This window comes from Flavobacterium branchiarum (assembly GCF_030409845.1).
Classification (GTDB): Bacteria; Bacteroidota; Bacteroidia; order Flavobacteriales; family Flavobacteriaceae; genus Flavobacterium; species Flavobacterium branchiarum.
The window spans coordinates 2,486,495-2,509,785 of record NZ_JAUFQQ010000003.1; the positions used below are offsets into that span (position 1 = coordinate 2,486,495).

General features: G+C 31.8%; 16 protein-coding genes. 2 read left to right on the plus strand and 14 right to left on the minus strand.

All coding sequences use genetic code 11. From position 1 onward, the window contains the following. Nucleotides 1-53 precede the first annotated feature (53 nt). The 7 genes from QWY99_RS11475 to glyA all read right to left on the minus strand — a co-directional run bounded on the left by QWY99_RS11475 (nt 54) and on the right by glyA (nt 11,273). Nucleotides 54-2,798, minus strand: a complete 2,745-nt coding sequence (locus QWY99_RS11475) for a helix-turn-helix and ligand-binding sensor domain-containing protein (RefSeq protein ID WP_290265140.1) — start codon at nt 2,796-2,798, stop codon at nt 54-56. Nucleotides 2,799-2,902: 104 nt separating this feature from the next. Further along, on the minus strand, nt 2,903-4,087 hold the full coding sequence (locus QWY99_RS11480) for an acetate/propionate family kinase (RefSeq protein ID WP_290265142.1): 1,185 nt from the start codon (nt 4,085-4,087) through the stop codon (nt 2,903-2,905). A 10-nt stretch (nt 4,088-4,097) separates the two neighbouring features. Next, nucleotides 4,098-6,191 (minus strand): phosphate acetyltransferase, encoded by a 2,094-nt coding sequence (gene pta, locus QWY99_RS11485; RefSeq protein WP_290265145.1) that lies wholly within the window; start codon nt 6,189-6,191, stop codon nt 4,098-4,100. 277 nt (nt 6,192-6,468) lie between these two features. After that, the gene (corA, locus tag QWY99_RS11490) at nt 6,469-7,539 is read right to left on the minus strand and encodes a magnesium/cobalt transporter CorA (protein ID WP_290265147.1); all 1,071 of its coding nucleotides are present in this window, start codon (nt 7,537-7,539) and stop codon (nt 6,469-6,471) included. A 120-nt stretch (nt 7,540-7,659) separates the two neighbouring features. Then, nucleotides 7,660-8,157, minus strand: coding sequence for a GNAT family N-acetyltransferase (locus QWY99_RS11495; RefSeq protein WP_290265150.1), 498 nt, complete (start codon nt 8,155-8,157; stop codon nt 7,660-7,662). Between the two features lie 1,087 nt (nt 8,158-9,244). After that, nucleotides 9,245-9,838, minus strand: a complete 594-nt coding sequence (locus QWY99_RS11500; protein WP_290265152.1) for a MiaE family protein — start codon at nt 9,836-9,838, stop codon at nt 9,245-9,247. Between the two features lie 160 nt (nt 9,839-9,998). Further along, nucleotides 9,999-11,273 (minus strand): serine hydroxymethyltransferase, encoded by a 1,275-nt coding sequence (gene glyA / locus QWY99_RS11505; RefSeq protein ID WP_290265155.1) that lies wholly within the window; start codon nt 11,271-11,273, stop codon nt 9,999-10,001. A 109-nt stretch (nt 11,274-11,382) separates the two neighbouring features. On the opposite strand from glyA, the gene fahA reads away from it, so the two are divergent. Continuing rightward, the gene (gene fahA / locus QWY99_RS11510) at nt 11,383-12,666 is read left to right on the plus strand and encodes a fumarylacetoacetase (protein WP_290265156.1); all 1,284 of its coding nucleotides are present in this window, start codon (nt 11,383-11,385) and stop codon (nt 12,664-12,666) included. 83 nt (nt 12,667-12,749) lie between these two features. Here the strand turns inward: fahA and QWY99_RS11515 are convergent, their stop codons facing one another. From QWY99_RS11515 to QWY99_RS11525, 3 genes are all read right to left on the minus strand, one after another. Continuing rightward, nucleotides 12,750-13,907 (minus strand): agmatine deiminase family protein, encoded by a 1,158-nt coding sequence (locus QWY99_RS11515; RefSeq protein ID WP_290265159.1) that lies wholly within the window; start codon nt 13,905-13,907, stop codon nt 12,750-12,752. Nucleotides 13,908-13,962: 55 nt separating this feature from the next. Next, complete coding sequence (locus QWY99_RS11520; protein ID WP_290265161.1) at nt 13,963-14,787, minus strand: AraC family transcriptional regulator; 825 nt, start codon at nt 14,785-14,787, stop codon at nt 13,963-13,965. 265 nt (nt 14,788-15,052) lie between these two features. Continuing rightward, nucleotides 15,053-16,093 carry an agmatine deiminase family protein gene (locus QWY99_RS11525; protein WP_290265163.1) on the minus strand — a complete coding sequence of 347 codons (1,041 nt, stop codon included), beginning with the start codon at nt 16,091-16,093 and terminating at the stop codon, nt 15,053-15,055. Nucleotides 16,094-16,364: 271 nt separating this feature from the next. Between QWY99_RS11525 and QWY99_RS11530 the strand changes: the two genes are divergently transcribed. After that, on the plus strand, nt 16,365-17,630 hold the full coding sequence (locus tag QWY99_RS11530) for an OmpA family protein (protein ID WP_290265165.1): 1,266 nt from the start codon (nt 16,365-16,367) through the stop codon (nt 17,628-17,630). An 80-nt stretch (nt 17,631-17,710) separates the two neighbouring features. Here the strand turns inward: QWY99_RS11530 and QWY99_RS11535 are convergent, their stop codons facing one another. The 4 genes from QWY99_RS11535 to clpB form a co-directional block, all read right to left on the minus strand. Further along, the gene (locus QWY99_RS11535; protein ID WP_290265167.1) at nt 17,711-18,598 is read right to left on the minus strand and encodes a carbon-nitrogen hydrolase; all 888 of its coding nucleotides are present in this window, start codon (nt 18,596-18,598) and stop codon (nt 17,711-17,713) included. Between the two features lie 313 nt (nt 18,599-18,911). Continuing rightward, on the minus strand, nt 18,912-19,331 hold the full coding sequence (locus tag QWY99_RS11540; RefSeq protein WP_290265169.1) for a hypothetical protein: 420 nt from the start codon (nt 19,329-19,331) through the stop codon (nt 18,912-18,914). A gap of 195 nt (nt 19,332-19,526) precedes the next feature. After that, nucleotides 19,527-20,408, minus strand: a complete 882-nt coding sequence (locus tag QWY99_RS11545; RefSeq protein ID WP_290265173.1) for a DUF808 domain-containing protein — start codon at nt 20,406-20,408, stop codon at nt 19,527-19,529. 194 nt (nt 20,409-20,602) lie between these two features. After that, nucleotides 20,603-23,209: an ATP-dependent chaperone ClpB gene (gene clpB, locus QWY99_RS11550; protein WP_290265176.1), complete on the minus strand. Its 2,607-nt coding sequence runs from the start codon at nt 23,207-23,209 to the stop codon at nt 20,603-20,605. Between the last annotated feature and the right edge of the window lie 82 nt (nt 23,210-23,291).

Consider the following 23,291-nt stretch of genomic DNA (forward strand, 5'->3'; position numbering starts at 1 on the left):
TTGATATAAATTAAAGTTAAATATTGAATTATCTATAAAAAACTAACATCTTATTATAGATTTAATAAAAAACTAGAGAGGTTTTCGTCCTGAACTAGGTTCAATTTCTTTCTTAGTCGATAACGATGTAGTTCTACCCCTCTAAAAGAAATATTCATTAAAGGCGCAATCTCTTTTGAAGAAAGATTCATTTTTAAGTAAATGCAAAGCTTAATGTCCTTAGAAGTTAAAATTGGATATTTTTGAGATAGGTTGGTCACAAATTCATTGTGAATTTGATTTAGATTATTCTCAAAAATTTCCCATTCATGTTTATTGACAGCATTAATTTTTATCGCTTTTTTAATTTCGCTTTTAAGTTTATTAAAGTCTGTCTCTGAATCAAGAATGCTTTGAATCTTCTCAATCATTTCACCTTGTTTAGCAATAGAAAGTGATTTTCCTGCAACTTCAGATGATTTGGTTTGTAATTCAAGTTCTAGAATATGTTTTTGGTACTCTTGGCTGTTCAAGTCATGCTCTGCCTTCAATTCCACTTCTAGAATTTCTTTCTGATGTCTTAGCTCCTCCTCTTTAAGTTCTATTTTTTGCAAATAACGCATCTTGTTCCATCTGTAGTAAACATATAAAACACCTGCTATAATAGACAAATACAATAAAAGCATCCAAGAAGAAAAATACCAAGGTTTTGCAATTAGAAAATTAAAATTTGAAATTTTACTATAACTTAGGCCATCATGATTATATATCTCTATATTATGTGACCCACTATTTAAGTTATTTAAAACAATCAAACCGTCTTTTATAGGTCTAAAATTATTCTCATCGTTAATTTTATAAAATAAGTTTGGTTTAGATGCTCCAAATAAGCCAGAAATTACATTTATTCGTAATTCTGAATTGTAATTTATCTTAGAATTATTTTCTATTAACTTTTCATCATTGAATACTTCAACTTTTAAATCTAATTTTTGTTTATTTATTTCTTTTAATTTAAAGGATATAAAACCATCGTCTAGATTCAATAAGTAATTGTTCTTATTTTTAAATACATTCAGATTGTCATTAATGATTTTACCTTTATAGTATTTCTCCTGAATACTATTCCATATAAATTTATTCCCATTTGCATAAATATGGTATAAAAGTCCATCTTGCAACAATATGAAATGATTTTCATCCATAGCTGCTACATCAGAAATATTTACAAAATTAGAATTAAAAAGCTCGTTATTTTCTAATTGATTGGTAATCGAGTTATAAGTGTACCAGGCTTTATTTATTAAAAATAAAATTTCATTTCTGAACTCAAATATTTTTACACCAAAATCATTACTAATTTTACTGTGTTGCGTAACATTTTCAACCTTCTCTGTTTCGTAATTATCATTAAATAAAATTCTATATAATCCCCTATAATTATCAGCTGCCCACACCTCATTTTTTTTGTTTTGAGCTACATATTTTATAGGTTTCATTAATCCTTTTAAAACAACTTTTTGCTCTAAATTATTAATGTCTTTATATACAACAACACCACTATAAGTAGCTTGAAAATAACAACTTCCAATACTACTTTTGGTGAAATTCCATCCTCCATTAATTGTGTTTAACTTGGAGAACTGTCCATTTTTGTACAAAAATGTTCCTTCATTATGACCAATAAAATACCTATTATCTACTTTACTTATATTCCATGCTTGCCCCTGACTATTAGGAATCATAGAAAGTTTTTTATCTGCATACTTAAAAACACCATGATTAGACGCCATTAAATACTCCTTATCAATATTAACTACCGAGTATACTGATCCTAAAACTCCCGAATTATCATAAAAAATAGAAACCGGTGACGTAACTTCAATATGAGCTATTCCGTTATCCAATCCTAACCATAAATCATCTTCTTTATCTAATCCTATACTCAGAATAGAATTATTCATCAATACATTTTTTCTATTGATGTTTTTAAAAGAATTATCATTAAAATCAAACATATAAATCCCTTCCCCAGCGGTACCAATTATAAGTTTGTTGTTTTTTAAAAATCGAGCAACATTTATATTTGCATTCTTTAAAACATCATTTAATGGGTTATTCCAAGCTGTTAAAGTACTTTTATCAGCCACAAAAATTCCTTTCTTATGGGTAAAGATGTATATTTTATTCTGATATTTTTCAATGGCATGAATAACATTATTCTTTAATGCATCCCAACCTTTTACTGGATTTAATTTGTTTCCATTAAGAACAAAAACACCATGTTCAACAGATGCTACAAGCAATTGATTATCTACAACAAAACAATAGGAAATCAAAAATGGTAATTTGGTTTTCTTGATTGATTTTCCATCATAAGTAAAAATCTGATTGAATGATTGGAAATAAATTAAACCATTATGTTTAAAAATTTTCCATACTTCCTCATTCTCATTTTCATCAAATACCTTTCTTTTTTTAGAAACAGAAACGTACTTCATTTTTCCATCTTGTCGATACCAGTAACCAAATTCTTTGTAGGTACCTGAATATACTTTATCCCCATCAACCATAATTGAGCGAATAATTGTTTTGTTTGGTAATGTATACTTTTCCCAAACAACTCCATTGTAACGCACCAAGTAATGATTGTTTGCAAAATACATTGCATTATCATTTCCTTGTGCAACACTCCATGTTTGGTTATCGCCTTCGTAACTAGATTTATTATAATTTTCTACAAATGGAAGTAGCTCTTGAGCTTGGATTTGAAACGTTATAAAAAGGAGGAGTAATAACTTAGGGAGATTTGATTTCAAAATATTGGAATTTATGTTCAAATATAATCACATTTATTCAATTTTTCATATAAAAAAAGCCTCTCTAATGAGAAGCTTTTCTATTATAAAATAAGGAGTCTTTTTTAGTTTTTAAGCAACTTATAAACCTGATTTGCAATTTCAAGTTCTTCATCTGTAGGGATTACTAAAATTTTAGTTTTAGATGTCTCCGTATTAATTTCACGATTTGATTTAGAACGAATTTGATTTTTTTCATCATCAAGCTCTATTCCAAAGTAATCCATATCTGTACATACTAATTTTCTAATATACGACGAGTTCTCTCCTATTCCTGCGGTAAAAACAATAGCGTCTAAACCATTTAAAGCTGCAGCGTAAGAACCTATGAATTTCTTAATTCTGTAGGCATTCATAACCAAAGCCAATTGACATTCTTTGTTTCCTTTTTCTGCTTCTGATTCAATGTCACGTAAATCACTATACCCCGTAAGCCCAAGCATACCGCTTTGTTTCAATAAAATCGAATTTACCTCATCAGCAGTGTAATTTAGATTTTTCATCATATAAAAGATAACCGATTGGTCTATATCTCCTGCTCGTGTTCCCATAATCAAACCGTTTGATGGAGAAAATCCCATAGTATGATCTATACTTTTTCCATCTTTAATAGCTGTCATACTACATCCGTTTCCAAGATGTATTGTGATAATCTTAGAGCTATTTTCTAATAATTCTTTTGCTTGTTCAGAAACATATTTATGGCTTGTTCCATGAAAACCATAAACACGTATTTTATTTTCTGTTAAAAGATAATTTGGTATAGCGTATTTATATGCTTCAACAGGAATAGTTTGATGAAAAGCAGTATCAAAAACTGCTACTTGTTTTGCAGTTGTAAAAATTTCTTCGGCTACATTTATCCCTACATAATGTGCTGGATTATGCAATGGAGCTAATTCTGAAAGCTCTTTTACTTTGTTTTTAACCTCATCTGTAATAATTGTTGTATCCGAAAAAAGACTACCGCCATGAACGATACGATGCCCAACAGCTCCAATTTCTGAAGTCGCTTTTATTACTCCTGTTTCATCATTTAAAAGTAAATTGGCAACTTTCTCTAATCCTATTTTATGTGTCTGTATTGACACTGTTTCTTCAAAAGAAACTGCTTTCGTTTTGTATGTTACATTCGAACTCTCTAGTCCAATTCTGTCTATCATTCCAGAACAAATTACTTCGTTCTCTGGCATTTTCATTAATTGGTATTTAATAGAAGAACTCCCTGAATTTAATATTAATATTTTCATGTGTATGTTTTTATAATCCTTGTGCTTGAATGGCTGTAATAACAACTGTGTTTATAATATCATCTACGGTACAGCCTCGGCTTAAATCATTTACTGGTTTTTTTAATCCTTGTAACATTGGTCCAATTGCTAATGCCCCCGTTTCTCTTTGTACGGCTTTATAAGTATTATTTCCAGTGTTTAAATCAGGAAAAATAAGCACACTTGCTTGTCCTGCAACTTCTGAATCTGGCATTTTGCTTTTTCCAACACTTCTATCTACCGCGGCATCATACTGAATTGGGCCTTCTATTTTTAAGTCTGGACGTTTTTGTTTAACGATTTCGGTTGCAGTTCTTACCTTTTCAACTTCATCTCCTTTTCCTGATGAACCAGAAGAATAAGAAAGCATTGCAATTTTTGGTTCTATTCCAAAAGCAAGGCTTGATTCTGCAGAAGAAATAGCAATTTCTGCCAATTGTTCAGCAGTAGGATTTGGATTAATGGCGCAATCCCCAAATACCGAAACGCGATCTTCTAAACACATAAAGAACACAGAGGAAACTACAGATGAATTTGGTTTAGTTTTAATAAACTGTAAAGCAGGTAATATTGTATGTTGTGTTGTATGAGCCGCTCCCGAAACCATTCCATCAGCATGCCCTTTATACACCATCATAGTACCAAAATAAGAGACATCTTCCATTAAATCTCTAGCCATGGTAATACTTACATTCTTCGCTTTTCTAAGCTCATAATACGTATTTGCGTAATCCTCATAAAGATCAGATTCAGTCGGATTAATAATATTGACTTTAGAAAAATCAAAAGTAATTCCTAATTCTATGACTTTATTTTCTATTTGTTTTTTATCTCCAATAATAGAAATATCAACAACATCCATATCTAATAATCGTGAAGCTGCCATAATAATTCGATCATCATTCCCTTCTGGCAAAACAATATGTTTTCGGTGCTGTTTAGCTCTCTTAACCATATTGTATTGAAACATTCTTGGTGTCATTCCTTCAGCTTGAAAAGTAATCAGTTTTTCGGATAAACGATCTAAATCAATATACTTTTCAAAAGTACTAATTGAAGTCTCGATCTTATGTGCGTTATTGGCATAGATCTGTGATTTAATTGCTCCTATTCTATTCGTAATATGATACGTTCCCTCTTCTACAGCAATAATCGGAACAATCGGCGAAAGTCCTTCTATTAGTTTCAAAATACTCTCTTCTGGCAAAATATTCCCAGTAAGTACAATTCCTGAAATTGCTGGATAATTTGCAGATTCATTAGCTTGTAATACGCCCAAAATAATATCAGCGCGATCACCAGGAGTAATCACCAGTGAGTTGTTCCCTAAATGCATTAAATAATTATGCAATTGCATTGCCCCAACACTAAAATGTCCTGTTTGATTATTTAAATAAGCTTCTCCAAACAAAACTTTCGCTCCAAGATGGTTAACAATTTCCTGCATCGTTGGGTGATTCAACCCCGAAACAATAGGAATTGCATTTACTAACACACCTTCTGGCAAACTTTTTTGCAACCCAGAAGTTACTAATTCTACGTTTTCAAGTTGTACTTTATTAGCTATAACCGCCAATACCTCAACATCTTTCACCTTAAATGAATTATAAACAAGCGAAAGATTATCAATTAATTCATCTAATGTCTTATCAACTCCAGTTCCCAAAATAATAGTCGGAATCCCAAGATTCTTCGCTATTAATACATTTGTATCTAACTCAATTGCAGTTCCTTCTCCTGTAAAACTAGTTCCTTCAACCAATACAAAATCAAAACGTTCTTCAAGACGCTTGTATTTTTCGATAATTAAATCTAAAACCTCACCTATCTTGCCTTTATTTTTTTTCTTAATTAATTTGCTTTTGGTAATTGCAAATGCATCTTCAAAAGCTATATCAAGATTAAAATGCGTTAGTACTGTATCAATATGATTGTCTCGATCACCATCGACAAAATCTTCAATAATAGGCCTAAAATACCCAACCTTGGCAGTTTTCCCCATTAACATACTCATCAACCCCAAGGTAATAATGGATTTTCCACTATTTTGTTCACTTGTCGCTATATATACCGCTTTACTCATAAATTAATTCTTTATACTATTACAAAAAGTAATTAAAATCTTATATTAAAATATTAAAAAAGGCTAAAATCACAATTAAGAAATCAAAAAAATGATCTTAAAAAAATGATTGCTACCCCTATCATAAGTTCCTTCATTTAAATAAACAAAACTAAAGAAATCCACTTTTATTACAACTGATTTTTGTCATATAAAAGACATCATTATCCCTTATAATTTCATTCTAACTTAATACACTTTATTAAAGTATCAGTACTAGCATTATAGGCTATTGACACTAAAACCATCTTCTTTTTTTAAAATAAATAATCAAAGCTATCACCAATAAAAACATTCCAATCATAACAGAATAATAACCATACTGATACTTAAGTTCAGGTATGTTTTCAAAATTCATTCCGTATACACCAACTATAAAAGTAAGCGGAATAAATATTGCTGAAATAATCGTTAGTGTTTTCATAATTTCATTCATTTTATGGCTTTGCGCCGAAAAATAAAAATTAGAAGCACTTTCTAACGAGCTCATATCCGATTCTATTTGTTCTAAAAGTTCTAGGCTTTTTTGATGTAAACGAGCAAAAAAACTAAAATTTTCTTTCTCTATTCCATTAAATGTATTGTCGTCTTTTATACTTTTAATATCATATAAAGAGTCTCGAAGTGGTATGATTGAACGCTTTAAAAAATTAAAATTATCCCTGTGTTTTTCAATTTTCTCAAGAATAATAGGACTCGTATCTCCTTTGGTTATATTAATTAGTTCCTCAACCTTATTTTCTTCATCTTCGAGTGTGATATAAAAATTTTCCATCACTGCATCTAATAGTAGATAAAGTAGGTAATCGACTTTTTTATTTCTTACAATACCTGCATGCTGCCTTATGCGTTCGCGGATGTGAGTAAAAAAATCACTTCGTTTTTCCTGAAAAGAAATTAAAATGCCATCTTTGATTATAAAACTAATCTGTTCGACGCTAATATTATCAGAATGCTCCGAAGGTAAAAGTGATTTTATATTAAAGAACAGAATCTCTTGTTGTTCCTGTAACTTTGTTCTTTTAGTAGTGTTGAGTATATCAGCAAGTGTAAATCCATCTACTCCAAAATATTCACCAATAGATTTAATCAAATCAATATTGTTTAAACCATGAATATTAAGCCAGTTATTTTTGGTGTAATCAATACAAGTATTTAAAGCCGCTATATTAAAATTATCATATTCTGTTACTTCTAAATCGTCATAAACAAAGAGTTGCATTTCCGACTGCGTGTCTTTATGCTGACCTGTATATTCTAAATAATAGGGTTGTAATTTTCGGCCTTTCTTGTACTTTATCTTTCTCATCAAAAAAAATAATTTATATAGTAATATTACAAAAAAGATTCCTAAAACACCGCTACATTCCTAATTTTAGCATTACTTAAATAGAAAAAAGGTGATTTTAGGAATTTAATAAACAGGTTCTTACTTTACCTTTTTTTCCATTATATAATCTTCCATTAAGTATCCAAAATCAAGCTCGATATCTGCTTCGTCTACAATTTCGAATCCCATTTTCTTATAAAAAGAAGACGCTTTATTAAATCGATTTACATTCAGAGTAACAATATCCGATCCATTTTCTTTAGCTGACGCCTCTACTGTATCTATTAACATTTTCCCCATTCCTTTTCCTTGAGACTCTGGAAGTAAGTACAATTTATTTAATCGAGTAACATTCTTATCTAAATAATTATGTTGGTACCCAGCATAACCAAGACATAAATCATCTTCGTACGCCATTGTAAAAATATGACCGTTAAGAATACTGTCTTCTAAAAGAGCTGGTTCATAAAATTTACCGAGCATATAATCAAGTTGCTCTTTAGACAAAATTTCGCCATATGTATTAGGCCAAGTTTTAAATGCAATTTCTCTTATTGTAGGTACATCTGCTATTGTTGCTGTTTTGAATGTAATCATTTTTTAGACTGCTTAGATTGTTAGATTAATTAGACTGACTTAGATTGTTGGATTAGTTAGACTTCTTAGATTATTAGATTGTTAGATTATTAGAATTCCAAGTTTTAATTTCAGACATAGCTTTGCGAACATAGCGTTTATAAAGATTAGCAATATAAAAAACCTTGCGCCCTTTGCGATAAATCAATTAGACTTACTTAAATTATTAGACTGTTAGATTATTAGACTTACTTAAATTATTAGACAGTTAGATTATTAGACTTACTTAGATTATTAGACTACTTAGATTGATGATCTTTGTTTTAACATACAGCTTTGCGAACTTAGCGTTTATAAAGATTAGCAATATAAAAAACCTTGCGCCCTTTGCGATAAATCAATTAGACTTACTTAAATTATTAGACTGTTAGATTATTAGACTTACTTAGATTATTAGACTACTTAGATTGATGATCTTTGTTTTAACATACAGCTTTGCGAACTTAGCGTTTATAAAGATTTGCAATATAAAAACCTTGCGCACTTTGCGATAAATTAATTAGACTTACTTAGATTATTAGATTAGTTAGACTTCTTAGATTGTCAGAATTTTAGATTCATCAATAATCAGCTTTATCTTTACATACAGCTTTGCGAACATAGCGTTTATAAAGATTTACAATATAAAACATTGCGCCCTTTGCGATAAATCAATTAGACTTACTTAGATTATTAGATTAGTTAGACTTCTCAGATTGTCAGAATTTTAGATTCATCAATAATCAGCTTTATCTTTACATACAGCTTTGCGAACTTAGCGTTTATAAAAGATTTACAATATAAAAACCTTGCGTCCTTTGCGATAAATCAATTAGACTTACTTAGATTATTAGACTGTTAGATTATTAGACTACTTAGATTGATGATCTTTATCTTTACATACAGCTTTGCGAACTTAGCGTTTATAAAAGATTTACAATATAAAAACCTTGCGTCCTTTGCGATAAATTAATTAGACTTACTTAGATAATTCTCATACAAACGTTTACAGCATCATCCTAAACAGAAACTGAATACTGTGACTGTGACTGTGACTGAAAACTAAAATCTACCCGTGAATCGTTTCTCCTTTTCCGTAATTAGAAATAATAGACTCTTCATAAGCAAGCCATTCTCTCCAACGTTTCTCTACATCAATTCCGACACCGTATTTTCTAGCATAGGTAATAAAAGTAGTATAGTGTCCCGCTTCACTTTCCATTAAGTCTCTATAAAAAACGGATAACTCTTCATCTTTGATATTTTCCGAAAGCACTTTAAATCGCTCACAACTTCTAGCTTCAATCATTGCTGAGAATAATAATCGCTCAACTAAGCTAGAAACACGGCTTCCGTCACTGCTTCTCTTCATATACAAATACAATTCATTTACATAATCGTCTTTGCGTTCACGTCCAAGTTTTAATCCTCTTTTAATGATGATATTATGCACTTGTTCAAAATGATCAATTTCTTCTTTGGCCAAAGCCAGTAAATCTTTAACTAAATCTTGATGTTCTGAGTTATTAGTGATTATGGTAATAGCGTTTGTAGCTGCTTTTTGCTCACACCAAGCATGATCAGTTAATATCTCTTCAATGTTCTTCTCAACAATATTTACCCATCTTGGGTCAGTTGGTAATTGTAATCTAAGTACTCCCATGTTCTTATTTTATTTCAGACTCCTTTTGGTTTCAAGTTTCTTTTGTTTGTTTTATTTCAAGTTTAATCCGAAACTAAAAAAAGTTTAAAGTTTTGCTACACGGTTTTCCCGCAATCGCAAAACTTTAAACTTGAAATATTTTAAACTTTGAAACTTCTTTTTAGTAAACGAAGATAGCTCTTTCGCTCATCATTTCATTTACTTCATTAGCAACTTCTTCGATAACTTCCTCACTAGTGTGATTTGTTAATACTCTATCGATTAAAGCAACAATAGTTTCCATATCGCTTTCAACTAAACCACGAGTTGTGATTGCAGCTGTTCCTACACGGATTCCTGAAGTCACAAATGGTGATTTATCATCAAATGGAACCATATTTTTATTTACAGTAATTTCAGCTTTTACCAATGCATTTTCAGCATCTTTACCTGAAATCCCTTTATTTCTAAGGTCAATTAACATCATATGATTGTCTGTTCCTCCAGAAATGATATCGTATCCTCTTTTTACAAAAGCTTCTGCCATTGCTTTTGCATTGCTTCTTAATTGCATTGCATAAGTAAAGAATTCATCTTGTAATGCTTCTCCAAAAGCAACCGCTTTAGCTGCAATAATGTGCATCAAAGGCCCACCTTGATTACCTGGAAACACAGCTAAGTCTAATAATGCAGACATCATTCTGATTTCACCTTTTGGATTTGTTAATCCTTGTGGGTTTTCAAAATCTTTACCCATTAAGATTAATCCTCCACGTGGTCCACGTAATGTTTTGTGTGTCGTTGTAGAAACAATATGACAATGAGGAATTGGATCATTCATTAACCCTTTAGCGATAAGTCCAGCAGGGTGCGAAATATCAGCAAATAAAATTGCTCCAACGCTATCTGCAATTACTCTAAAACGCTCAAAATCCATATCGCGAGAATAAGCCGAAGCTCCTGCAATAATTAATTTTGGTTGCTCTTTAGTAGCAATTTCTTGAATTTTATCATAATCCAATCGTCCTGTTTCTTTATCTACACCATAAAAAACTGGCGTATATAAACGTCCAGAAAAGTTTACTGGAGACCCGTGAGTTAAGTGTCCACCGTGAGATAAATCAAATCCTAAGATTTTATCTCCTGGCTTTAAACATGCATGATAAACTGCAGTATTTGCTTGTGATCCTGAGTGTGGTTGAACGTTTGCGTAAGTAGCTCCAAATAATTCTTTAGCTCTATCTATTGCAATTTGTTCAATAACGTCAACTACTTCACAACCTCCGTAGTATCTTTTACCTGGATAACCTTCTGCATATTTATTTGTTAAAACAGAACCAGCTGCTTCCATTACCTCATCACTTACAAAATTTTCTGAAGCGATTAGTTCCAATCCGTGAATTTGTCTGTCTTGTTCTTCAAGAATAAGATCAAAAATTTGTTCGTCGCGTTGCATTTTTTAGTTTTTCGTTAATTTGATGCAAAAATACAAAAAAACGCTTGTCAAACTGTTAGATTATGATATATTTGACAAGTAATTTTTTCAACAAATAATTAACATTCACATGCCGATAACTGCCAACGATACTAAACGAAAATCATGGTTAGATGTACCAGAGAATAGTGATTTCCCTATTCAAAACATTCCCTTCGGTGTTTTTCTTACCAAAGAAAATATAGTAACGGTTGGAACAAGAATTGGTGACTACGCCATAGATCTAGGTGCTTTACAACAATTAAGCTATTTCTCAGGAATTGACTTAACTGATGATATGTTTATGCAAGACACGCTAAATGATTTCATTTCAGATGGTAAAAAAACTTGGAGATTGGTTAGAAACCGTATTGCCGATATTTTTGATATTAACAATCCTCAACTAAGAGACTCTACAAAAGATAAAGATATTGTGATTTTTAAAATCGATGATGTCGAAATGCAACTACCTGTTTTAATTGGTGATTATACCGATTTCTATTCAAGCAGAGAACATGCAACTAATGTAGGGAAAATGTTTCGTGATCCAGAAAATGCCTTACTTCCAAACTGGCTACATATCCCTGTAGGTTACCACGGAAGAAGCTCAACTATTATTCCTTCTGGAATTCCTGTACACAGACCAATGGGACAAACGCTTCCTAATGGAGAAAATTCTCCTGTTTTTGGTCCATCAAGATTAATTGATTTTGAATTGGAAACAGCATTTATTACAACCGATGCTAACATAATGGGCGAGCCTATTCCTGCTTATGAAGCCGAAGATTATATTTTCGGAATGGTTTTATTAAATGACTGGAGCGCTCGTGACATTCAGAAATGGGAGTATGTGCCTTTAGGTCCATTCTTGGCAAAAAACTTTGCTTCTTCTATTTCTCCATGGATCGTAACTATGGATGCCTTAGAACCATTTAGAACAAAAGGACCTAAACAAGATCCTTCGCCTCTACCTTATTTGCAAACTAAAGGTAAAAAAGGATTTGATATCAATTTAGAAGTTTCTCTTAAACCTTTAGACAAAGAGGAAACAGTAATATCTAGATCAAACTTTAAATACATGTACTGGTCAATGAGCCAACAATTAGCACATCACACCTCTAACGGTTGTCGCGTTAATTCTGGTGACATGATGGGTTCTGGAACAATATCTGGCCCAACTCCTGATAGTTATGGTTCTATGCTTGAACTAACTTGGGGAGGAAAAAATCCAATAAAATTAAACGATGGTAGTGAACGTAAGTTCATAGAAGATAACGACACTGTAATTATGAGAGGATATTGCGAAAGCAATGAAGTACGTATCGGTTTTGGAGAAGTTTCCAGCCAATTACTTCCTCCGTTCGTGAGACAATGAAGAGATCCTAAAGCCGAATAAAAAAATAGCGTATTGAAAACTCAATACGCTATTTTTTTTATTAATTAATTTTATATTTTTTTTTACTGTAAGGGCTGTTGTTGTGTAACACAATGTACCATTCCTCCATTCGCATATAAGTTTCTCACATCTATCCCTATAACTTTTCTACCAGGATACAATTCTTCAATAATTTTATTAGCAACAGCATCATTAGGATCATTATAATTAGGCACCAAAACTTTTCCGTTTGCTACATAAAAATTAATATAACTTCCTTTGTACCCTAAAGCGATTCCTGTTTTTGTAGTTACATTACCTTGCGTAAGTGGTAAAATCACTTTTGTATACACTTCATTTTTAGCATTTGAAGCTGATTTTAAAATAGCAATATCCGAATCTATAAGTCCCCAGTTTGATAAATCTGAATCACTCATGGTAATCATTTTATTACCCGAAGCAAATTTTACTATTCCATCAATATGCATATCTGTAACATCCTCTTCGCTAAAACCTCCCTCTAACCAAATAAACTTTGTTGCACCAAGGTATTTTGTAAAATTTGACTCTGCTTGAGCTTGGCTCATTCCTTTATTTCTGATTGAATTTTTAGGCTTTTGACTAATTATCGAGCTTTTTGTGGCCATTAATACGCCATGACCATCTAATTCTACAGATCCACCTTCGTTTACCATAATATTATTTAAATTCAATACAGCCATTCCTGTATCGACTCCGATAGCAGTTGGTATTGCATCGCAATTAGCTGAATCATATTTTCCTCCCCAGCCATTAAATCCCCAATCTTCTATTACTAACTTTCCTTGTGCATCTCGCACATAAATAGGTCCATTGTCTCTAACCCAAACATCATCTGTACGATGTATTTTAAAATCTATATTTACTAGAGAAACTCCTGCTTTTTTCAATAAATTAATAATTCTAGCTTGCTCTACTAAATCATAAGCAATAATGTGCACTTTTTCTGTAGATTGTAATGCATTGGTCATTGCTATCCATGTATCATCCAAATCATTTCTGTATGAAACACCATGCTGGTATTGATGAGGCCATTGTAACCACGTTCCTTCATGTGGCTCAGATTCGTCGGGCATTTTATATTGTACTTGCGAAGGATCTGGCGTTTGTATCACTTCACTGATGCTTTCGTCGCTAGCACATGAATGAAAAGCTGGTGTTACAATCGATGTAAACAAAATTAAAATTTGAAATTTTATCATTTTATATGAATTTTAGATATGCAAAACTATAACAAGCTCACATACAAGGATTGTCTTATTTTGACAACTTACGTTTTACTGGAACATAAATTTCTGTTATAAAATTTGCAGACTTCTCATTCTCAATATATTGCTCAATAATTGATAAAGTACCTAATTCATAATCGCTTTCATAAATCCATCGGTAATAAATTTCACGATACGTTTCTTCAATTTCATCATAACTACCAAGATGAATATATTTAGCATACCACCCTCCAAATATAGTTTTCGAAAGATATAATTTAGGATTAACACAACTACCTATACAAACTTCATATCTTGATTTTTCTTTATCTGAAATTATTGGTTGATCTACAATTACTCCAAAACAATCATAAGGTGCGATTGTTCTATTCTTTTCAATAACAGCATCCCACAGCTCATTTATTGCGCTGTTATCATAATTATTACTCATCAATATTTTATAATAAACACTTATTTCTTCCCTATACACATATTCAAAATCAATAAACGAAAGCATCTCTTTTTTTACATTGACATATTCATCAAAAAGTATCTTCTTGTTTTGCCTAGCTTGCAATGGAGTTACTAGAAATTTATTTTTAAATGCCTTAGCAAAAGATTGATTGTTGCTATACCCTACATCATAAGCAATACCTACAATCGAATGATCTGTATAAACCAATTGCTTGTATGCATTTTCTAGTTTTAATCGGATACAAAAATCTCCAATTGTCTCCTTGAGTATTGAATTAAAAATACGCTGAATATTTCTATAAGAATAATTTGAAATATCTTCTAACTCTTTGGGATCAATTTGTCGATGATAATTATCTTCTAAAAACATTAGAATCTTCTGTATATTCTCTATTTTCATCAATTTTATTACTCGTTATAAATCTACTTTTTTTAAATAAATTAATTTAGATTCCTAAAAACTCTTAATCAATTCATAATGAAGCATTAAAAAATACAAAATTAAGAACAAAGTCTTTATCATGAGTATTATTTAAACTTTCATATTTAATTACTGTATCATAACTATTAAGATAAAGAAATAGTGCAAAAAAAAATATCCATACATAATATGTACAGATATTTTTTTAATGCTGTCTTACGACATACTAGCTTTTAAAGGCTTTTTAAGCTGGAATTTGTTGACTTAAGCAATGTAATGTTCCAAACCCCCAAATAAAGTCCACACAACTAATTCCGATTACTTCACGATCTGGAAAACATTCTGAAAGAATATTAAGCGCTACGCGATCATTACTATCGTTAAATGTAGGAACCAAAACACAGTTATTCAAAATTAAGAAATTAGCATAACTTGCTGGCAATCTTAAATCTTCAAAATCGACTCTTTTTGGCATTGGCAAAGCAACAATTACAGGAGATTTCCCGTTTTCAAGCTTCGCGTTTTGTAATCTCTTTAAATTATCCTGTAAAGGCTTGTAGTTAGAATCATTAGAATCCGTTTCTACGATGGTTACAATAGTATCTTCATTAACAAAACGACATAAATCATCGATATGTCCATGCGTATCATCCCCTTCTATTCCGTCTCCTAGCCATATTACATTGGTAACTCCAAGATATTCTTTAAAAACAGCTTCATAATCTTCTTTGGTAAAACCTGGATTACGAACTTGAATCGTTGGATGCATCAAACATTCTTCTGAAGTTAACAATGTTCCTCTTCCGTTTACATCAATAGCACCACCCTCAACAATAACTGGCTTTCCTTTATACATAACCTGAGTTACTGGAATATCCAAAACCGCAGCTACTTTTGCAGGTACAAACTTATCTAACTGAAAGTTCTTGTATTTTGCCCAACCATTAAAATTAAAGTTTAAAGCTTCTCTTTTATCTCCATTTTTAACAACAATTGGTCCTGAATCACGCATCCAGCTTCTGTTGGTTTTATGAATGATATAAGTAACATTCTTTAAAGCTACATGTGCTCTTTCAAGCATGTCATTAACTTTTGCTTTCAAATCTTCATCGGCAACTACCAAAAAAACAATTTCATGTGCAGCTACTTTTTTTATAAATTCTACAAAAGCCCATTGAACTGCTTCGTATTTACCTGGCCAATCTTTACCATTATGAGGAAAACACAATACAACTCCTTGCTGTTTTTCCCATTCTGCGGGAAATATCCTATTATTCGTCGTCATAAAAAGGTTCTAAATTAAAAAAAAACAAAGATAAGCATTCATACCCTTTATCATTATGTAAAGTTGTTTTTTTCCAGTTAGATAGAATTAAATTTTTCATTAAATAATTAAAAATATTAGTAAGTAAAAAACTAAAAATTGACAAAGAACCCAGTGAAACATGGGAATTATGTAACTGCAATAGAACGTATATATAACTCGATAACCCTATTTTTATCCTGAGTTAATAACGAAAAGACTCAAAAAATTAAATTTAACAAAATAGGATATCATGAAAAAGAAATTAGCATCCGTATCACTTTTATTACTGTCTATGATGGCAGGTGCGCAAAGCACAGCACCAAGTGCTACACAACCTACAATTGAAAAAAATTCGTACAACAAATGGTCTATCGAATTAAATGGTGGTTTAAACAAACCAACCAGAACAATGAGCGATGGATATTCTACATCTACACTTAACCCTTTTCACGCAGATTTAGGTGTGCGTTATATGTTTAGTCCTAAATTTGGTTTAAAATTAGATTTTGGTTACGATCAATTTCAAGAACGTGATAACACTGCTCCTTTTGACACCAAATTATTAAGAACAAGCTTGCAAGGGGTTGTGAACATTGGTAGAGCTTTAAACTTCGAGACTTGGACTAATACTATTGGTTTATTAGGACATGGTGGTTTTGGAGTATCTCAATTAAGCGCTGATAATGGTTTTGCTGGAAAAGACTATATGGCTCACGGAATTGTTGGTCTTACTGGACAAATTAGATTAAGCAACAGTTTTGCTTTAACTGGTGACCTTACTGGAATTGTTAATGGTAGACAAAACTATAACTTTGACGGAATGGGACAAACAACAACTAGTTCATTTGATGGAATATTATTAAATGCTTCTGTTGGTTTAACTTTCTACTTAGGTAAAAATCAAAAACATGCTGACTGGCATTCAGAAGATAATGATAGATTAAGAAAATTAGAAGACAGAGTTAATACATTAGAAACTGGTCTTATCGATACTGATAAAGATGGTGTTGCTGATTTTTATGATTTAGAGCCTAATACTGTTTCTGGTGTTGCTGTAAACACTAAAGGACAATCTATTGATACTAATCAAAATGGTGTTCCAGATGAGTTAGAAAGCTATTTAGATAAAACATATGCTAAAAAAGGAAGTGAAACTGCAACAAACAATACTGTTGAAGAATTGATTAACGGAGGATACGTAAATGTATATTTCGATTTTAATTCATCTAAACCAACAAATGCTTCTTTATCTGGTGTTGACTTTTTAGTTAAATACTTGAAAAATAATCCTGGTAAATCTGCAGATATCATTGGATATTCTGACGAAATCGGAAGTTCAAGTTACAATACTGAATTATCAAGAAAAAGAGCTGAAGCTGTGAAAAAAGTAGCTACAAATGCTGGAATTGATGCTTCTAGATTAAATGTAATTGCTAACGGTGAAGATACTTCTGTGAACAAAAATTCTAAAGAAGCACGTCAAATCGTAAGAAGAGTAACTTTTAAAGTTAAATAATTAGTAAACTTTACTCTAAGAAATAAAAAAAGGACAAAATGTAAATTTTGTCCTTTTTGCTTTTATATAAATCGATTAAATTAGTCGATTGCTCTTTTGGTAATATCTCCAAAAGCGTCGATTCTTCTGTCTCTAAAAAATGGCCAGTTCTGACGTACATTTTCTTGTAAATCCAAATCAACCTCTGCAATTAAAATTTCTTCTTTATCGTGAGAAGCTTGCGCTAAAATCTCTCCTTGGGGCCCAGCTATAAATGAAGCTCCCCAAAATTGAATTCCATCTGTACCATCGATATATTGCTCTAAACCAATTCTATTAGCTGCAGCCACAAATACACCATTAGCAACAGCATGCCCTTTCATTACATTCATCCAAGCTCCATACTGATTTTCTCCGTATTGCTCTTTTTCTTTTGGATGCCATCCAATCGCTGTTGGATAAAACAATACTTCTGCTCCTTTTAAAGCCGTAATACGTGCTGCTTCTGGATACCATTGATCCCAACAGATTAGTGTTCCTATTTTTCCTTTTTTTGTTTCAATTGCTTGAAAACCTAAATCTCCTGGAGTAAAATAGAATTTTTCATAAAAATGTGGATCATCTGGAATGTGCATCTTACGGTATAATCCTGCTTCAGTTCCGTCTGTGTCTATAATATAAGCGCTATTATGATATATTCCAGCCATTCTTTTTTCGAAGAAAGGAACAATAATAACCACTCCTAATTCTTTAGCCAAAGCACTAAAAGCAATAAACGAAGTACTGTATAATGGTTCTGCTAATGCAAAATTGTCTACATCTTCACTTTGGCAAAAATAATGACTACTATATAGCTCTGGTAATAAGATTACTTCAGCCCCTTTATTAGCTGCATCTTTTACCCAACTGATACATTTTTTAAGATTATTTTCGGCAACATCATTCAGATTTAACTGGATAACGGCTATTTTATATTTTTTATTCGGCATGTCTTAAAATTTAGAGTGCAAAAATAGTAATTTTTAAAGGAATAGCAAAGTGAGGTATTGGTTCTAATAAAAAACTAAAATTTCTATTCTAGCCCCGATAGCAGTGGTAATCATTTTGTTTTTTCCTTTAAAAAACAAAATATTAAAACGAATAGCGGGACATGTGTTCTTGTGAAAAAAAAAACCTCTTGCTCCAAAATAAAAAAACGCCAGCGTTCTAACTGGCGTTTAATTGAATGTCATAAAAATAAACAGCTTTTTACTGACTGTTTATTTCTACATAGTAAGCACTCTCTATATTGAATCAGGTTAATTATTCAATAATTACTTTTGCAGTTACAAATTCAGTGTCTGATTTTTTGAATTTTATATCAAAGGTTCCTTTTGTAGCTGATTTGAATTTGTAAACCGTTTTTTGTGGACCTGGAACTTGTAACGTACAAACTCCTGATGGATAATTAGCTTCAACTTTCAATCCTTTTTCTGTTCCAATTGTTACCTCACTAATTTTTCCAAATTGCGCACAAGCATTATCAACTAAATAAGTTACTTCATAACTAAGCTCTTCATTTACTTTTCCTTTTTCTGGCCCTTTAACTTCAGTCACTAAAGCAGTTTTCACAGTAAATTCAGGAGTAGTCGGCAGCTCCTCATCATTATCATTACTACATGAAATTAATGCCGTTGCTAAGAATAACACAGTTAAAACTGATTTTAAATTGAAATTTTTCATAATTATATCTTTTTTGTTATTAATTACAATATAGATACAAATGAATTGAGATGGTTGCTTCATAAAATTGTTAAAAAAACCAAACAAACAAATAAACTATTCAAAACCAATAACTTAAATATTTAAAAAAATTCACTTTTGACATAAAAAAAACACCAATCTTTCGATTGGTGTCCTATATAATGGGCAAAAAAATTATTCTGCCACTTCTTTTTTTGGAATCATTTTTTTGATTACGGTTACTATTCCTAATACCAGAAACCCCATAACAAGTCCGATAATAAAATCTTTTACTACAGAAGGCAACCAAGGTGTTAAGTGATGGAAAAATTCAATATTATGCACAAATATTCCACCAGCAACTAATAGTAAAGCTATCGTACCAATTACTGATAAACTCTGAATAACTTTTGGAAGTGCTTTCACTAATAGATTCCCTATAGTTCTTGACAAACTACGTTCTTTTTTACTATGTTGAATCAGTTTTAAACCAAACTCATCCATTCTAACAATAAGTGCGACTAGCCCGTAAACTCCAATTGTTGCAACTATTGCAATAATCGACACAACAATAATTTGCGATAAAATAGGTTTTCCTATTACCGTTCCTAGTGCAATAATTACTATTTCTACTGATAAAATAAAATCGGTTACAATTGCTGATTTTACTTTTTCTTTTTCAACTGCTAAAGCATCTTCTTCAGAGAAAACTCTATCTGCAACCTCAACTTTTTCATGCTTGTGTGGAAAGAAAAATTCAAATATTTTCTCTGCTCCTTCATAAGCTAAAAATAATCCTCCTAAAACTAAGATTACTATAATTGCTACCGGAAAAAAAGCACTAAGTAAAAATGCTATTGGTAAAATAATTAACTTATTAATAAACGAGCCTTTACCAATTGCCCATAATACTGGAAGTTCTCTTGAGGAAGCAAACCCAGAAGCTTTTTCGGCATTAACAGCCAAATCATCTCCTAAGATACCTGCTGTCTTTTTAACTGCAACTTTACTCATTACTGCAACATCATCCATAATTGCTGCAATATCATCTAATATAACGAAAAAACCTGATGCCATATACTTGTTTTAGATACTGCATTGCCATTTGATAAGATGCACCAAATTGAAGCAATGCGTTATTATTATTCCATGCGAATCTAATACTTTTGTTTGAATCTTTTTCTTCCAATTTAAGCAAATTTGCATTTTATTTTAAGCAAAAAAAAACACCAGCCTTTCGACTGGTGTTTTCAAATTAATAAAAATCAAAATTATTGGGTCACTTCTTGTGTTTGGTTTCTAAAAACCAATTTACCATCAAATGCATCTAGCAAAATAATACTATCTGTAGTTATTTTACCGGCCAAAATTTCTTTTGACAATTGATTTAAAACATCTCTTTGTATTACACGTTTTACAGGTCTTGCACCGAATTGTGGATCAAATCCTTTATCCGATAAATAAGCAATTGCTTCTGGAGTTGCATCCATTGTAATTCCTTGCAAAGCCAACATTTTTGTAACACTTTTTAATTGCAAACCAACAATTTGCGTAATATTATCTACTGTTAAAGGTGGGAACAACACAATTTCGTCAATACGGTTAATGAACTCCGGACGAACCGTTTGTTTCAACAACCCAAGTACTTCTACTTTTGCCGCTTCTGTTACCTCTTCAATACCACCTTTCAAGTTTTCAAATTTTTCTTGTATAATCTGACTTCCCATATTTGAAGTCATGATAATAATTGTATTTTTAAAGTCGGCCAAACGTCCTTTATTGTCTGTTAATCGACCTTCATCTAATACTTGTAATAAAATATTAAACGTATCTGGGTGCGCTTTTTCAATCTCATCTAACAGCACTACTGAATACGGTTTTCTACGTACTGCTTCTGTTAATTGTCCACCCTCATCGTATCCTACATATCCTGGAGGTGCACCAACTAATCTACTTACACTATGTCTTTCTTGATATTCACTCATATCAATTCTGGTCATAGCATTTTCGTCATCAAAAAGATATTCTGCTAATGCTTTAGCAAGCTCTGTTTTACCAACTCCCGTAGTTCCTAAGAAAAGGAATGTACCTACCGGTTTTTTCATATCTTGTAAACCAGCTCTGCTTCGTCTTACAGCATCACTTACTGCTTCAATAGCTTCTTCTTGACCAACTACACGTTTATGCAATTCATCTTCCAGATGTAAGAGTTTTTCTCTTTCTGTTTTAAGCATTTTTGTAACTGGAACTCCTGTCCATTTTGCAACTACTTCGGCAATATCTTCTCTTGTAACTTCTTCTTTAATCAAAGAATTACCAGATTGATACTCTTGTAATTGTTTCAATAAAACATCCAGTCTTTCTTGAGCTTCTTTTATTTTTCCGTAACGAATTTCGGCTACTTTACCGTAATCTCCATTACGTTCTGCTCGTTCTGCTTCATGTTTAAAATCTTCTATTTCTAATTTTACAGCTTGAACTCCATCTACTACATCTTTTTCAGATTTCCATTTGGCGTAGATTTCATTTCGCTCTTCTTTCAGATTAGCCAAATCCATATGAAGCACTTTCAGCTTGCTTTCATCATTTTCACGTTTTATGGCTTCTATCTCAATTTCTAATTGCATTATTTTTCGATCCAAAACATCTAATTCCTCAGGTTTTGAATTGATCTCCATACGCAATTTTGAAGCTGCCTCATCCATTAAGTCAATCGCCTTGTCTGGCAAGAAACGATTGGTAATATAACGTTGTGAAAGTTCAACAGCTGCAATAATTGCTTCGTCTTTTATCTGAACTTTATGATGCGTTTCATATTTTTCTTTAATTCCACGTAAAATCGAAATAGCACTTTCTGTATCTGGCTCGTCGATTAGAATTTTTTGGAAACGACGTTCCAGCGCTTTATCTTTCTCAAAATATTTTTGATACTCATCTAAAGTCGTAGCACCAATAGCTCTTAATTCTCCACGTGCCAAGGCTGGTTTTAAGATGTTAGCAGCGTCCATAGCTCCTTCACCTCCACCTGCTCCTACAAGTGTATGAATCTCGTCAATAAATAAAACAATATCACCTTCGGCTGCAGTAACCTCTTTAACTACCGATTTCAATCGTTCCTCAAATTCACCTTTGTATTTTGCACCGGCAATTAAAGCTCCCATATCTAATGAGAAAACAATTTTATCTTTTAAGTTCTCAGGTACGTCACCATCAACAATTCGGTGTGCTAAACCTTCGGCAATAGCTGTTTTACCAACTCCAGGCTCACCAATTAACATTGGATTGTTCTTGGTTCTACGAGTTAGAATCTGTAATACGCGTCGGATTTCTTCATCACGACCAATAACAGGATCTAACTTACCTGTACGTGCTAATTCATTTAAGTTTTTAGCGTATTTATTTAAGGAGTTATAAGTCTCTTCGGCTGATGCTGAAGTTACACGTTCTCCTTTACGTAATTCTTCTATAGCGGCTTTTAAGCCTTTACCTGTTACTCCTTGATCTTTTAAAATCTGAGCAACCTTACTTTTTGATTCAAAAATAGCAAGTATTAAATGTTCGATTGAAACATATTCATCGTTCATTTTTTGTGCTATAATCTCTGCTTCATTTAATGCTTTATTCGCATCTCTGGAAAGCAATATATCTCCTCCCGAAACTTTCGGAAAGCTCTGTATTGTGCTATCAAGAATTTGAAGAAATAAAGGCACATTTACATTGAGTTTTTTCAAAATAAATGGCGCTACATTTTCATCAACTTCAAAAATAGCTTTGAAGATGTGTTCATTCTCTATTTGCTGTTGACCATTTTGTTGAGCCAACTGCTGAGAGAGCTGAATAGCTTCTTGCGATTTGATTGTAAATTTATTTATGTTCATCTTTATATTGATTTTATGATTTATGATTCTATTTTAATAAGTAACTTTGTTTATTATTTCTCAAATTACATTCCACAACAAA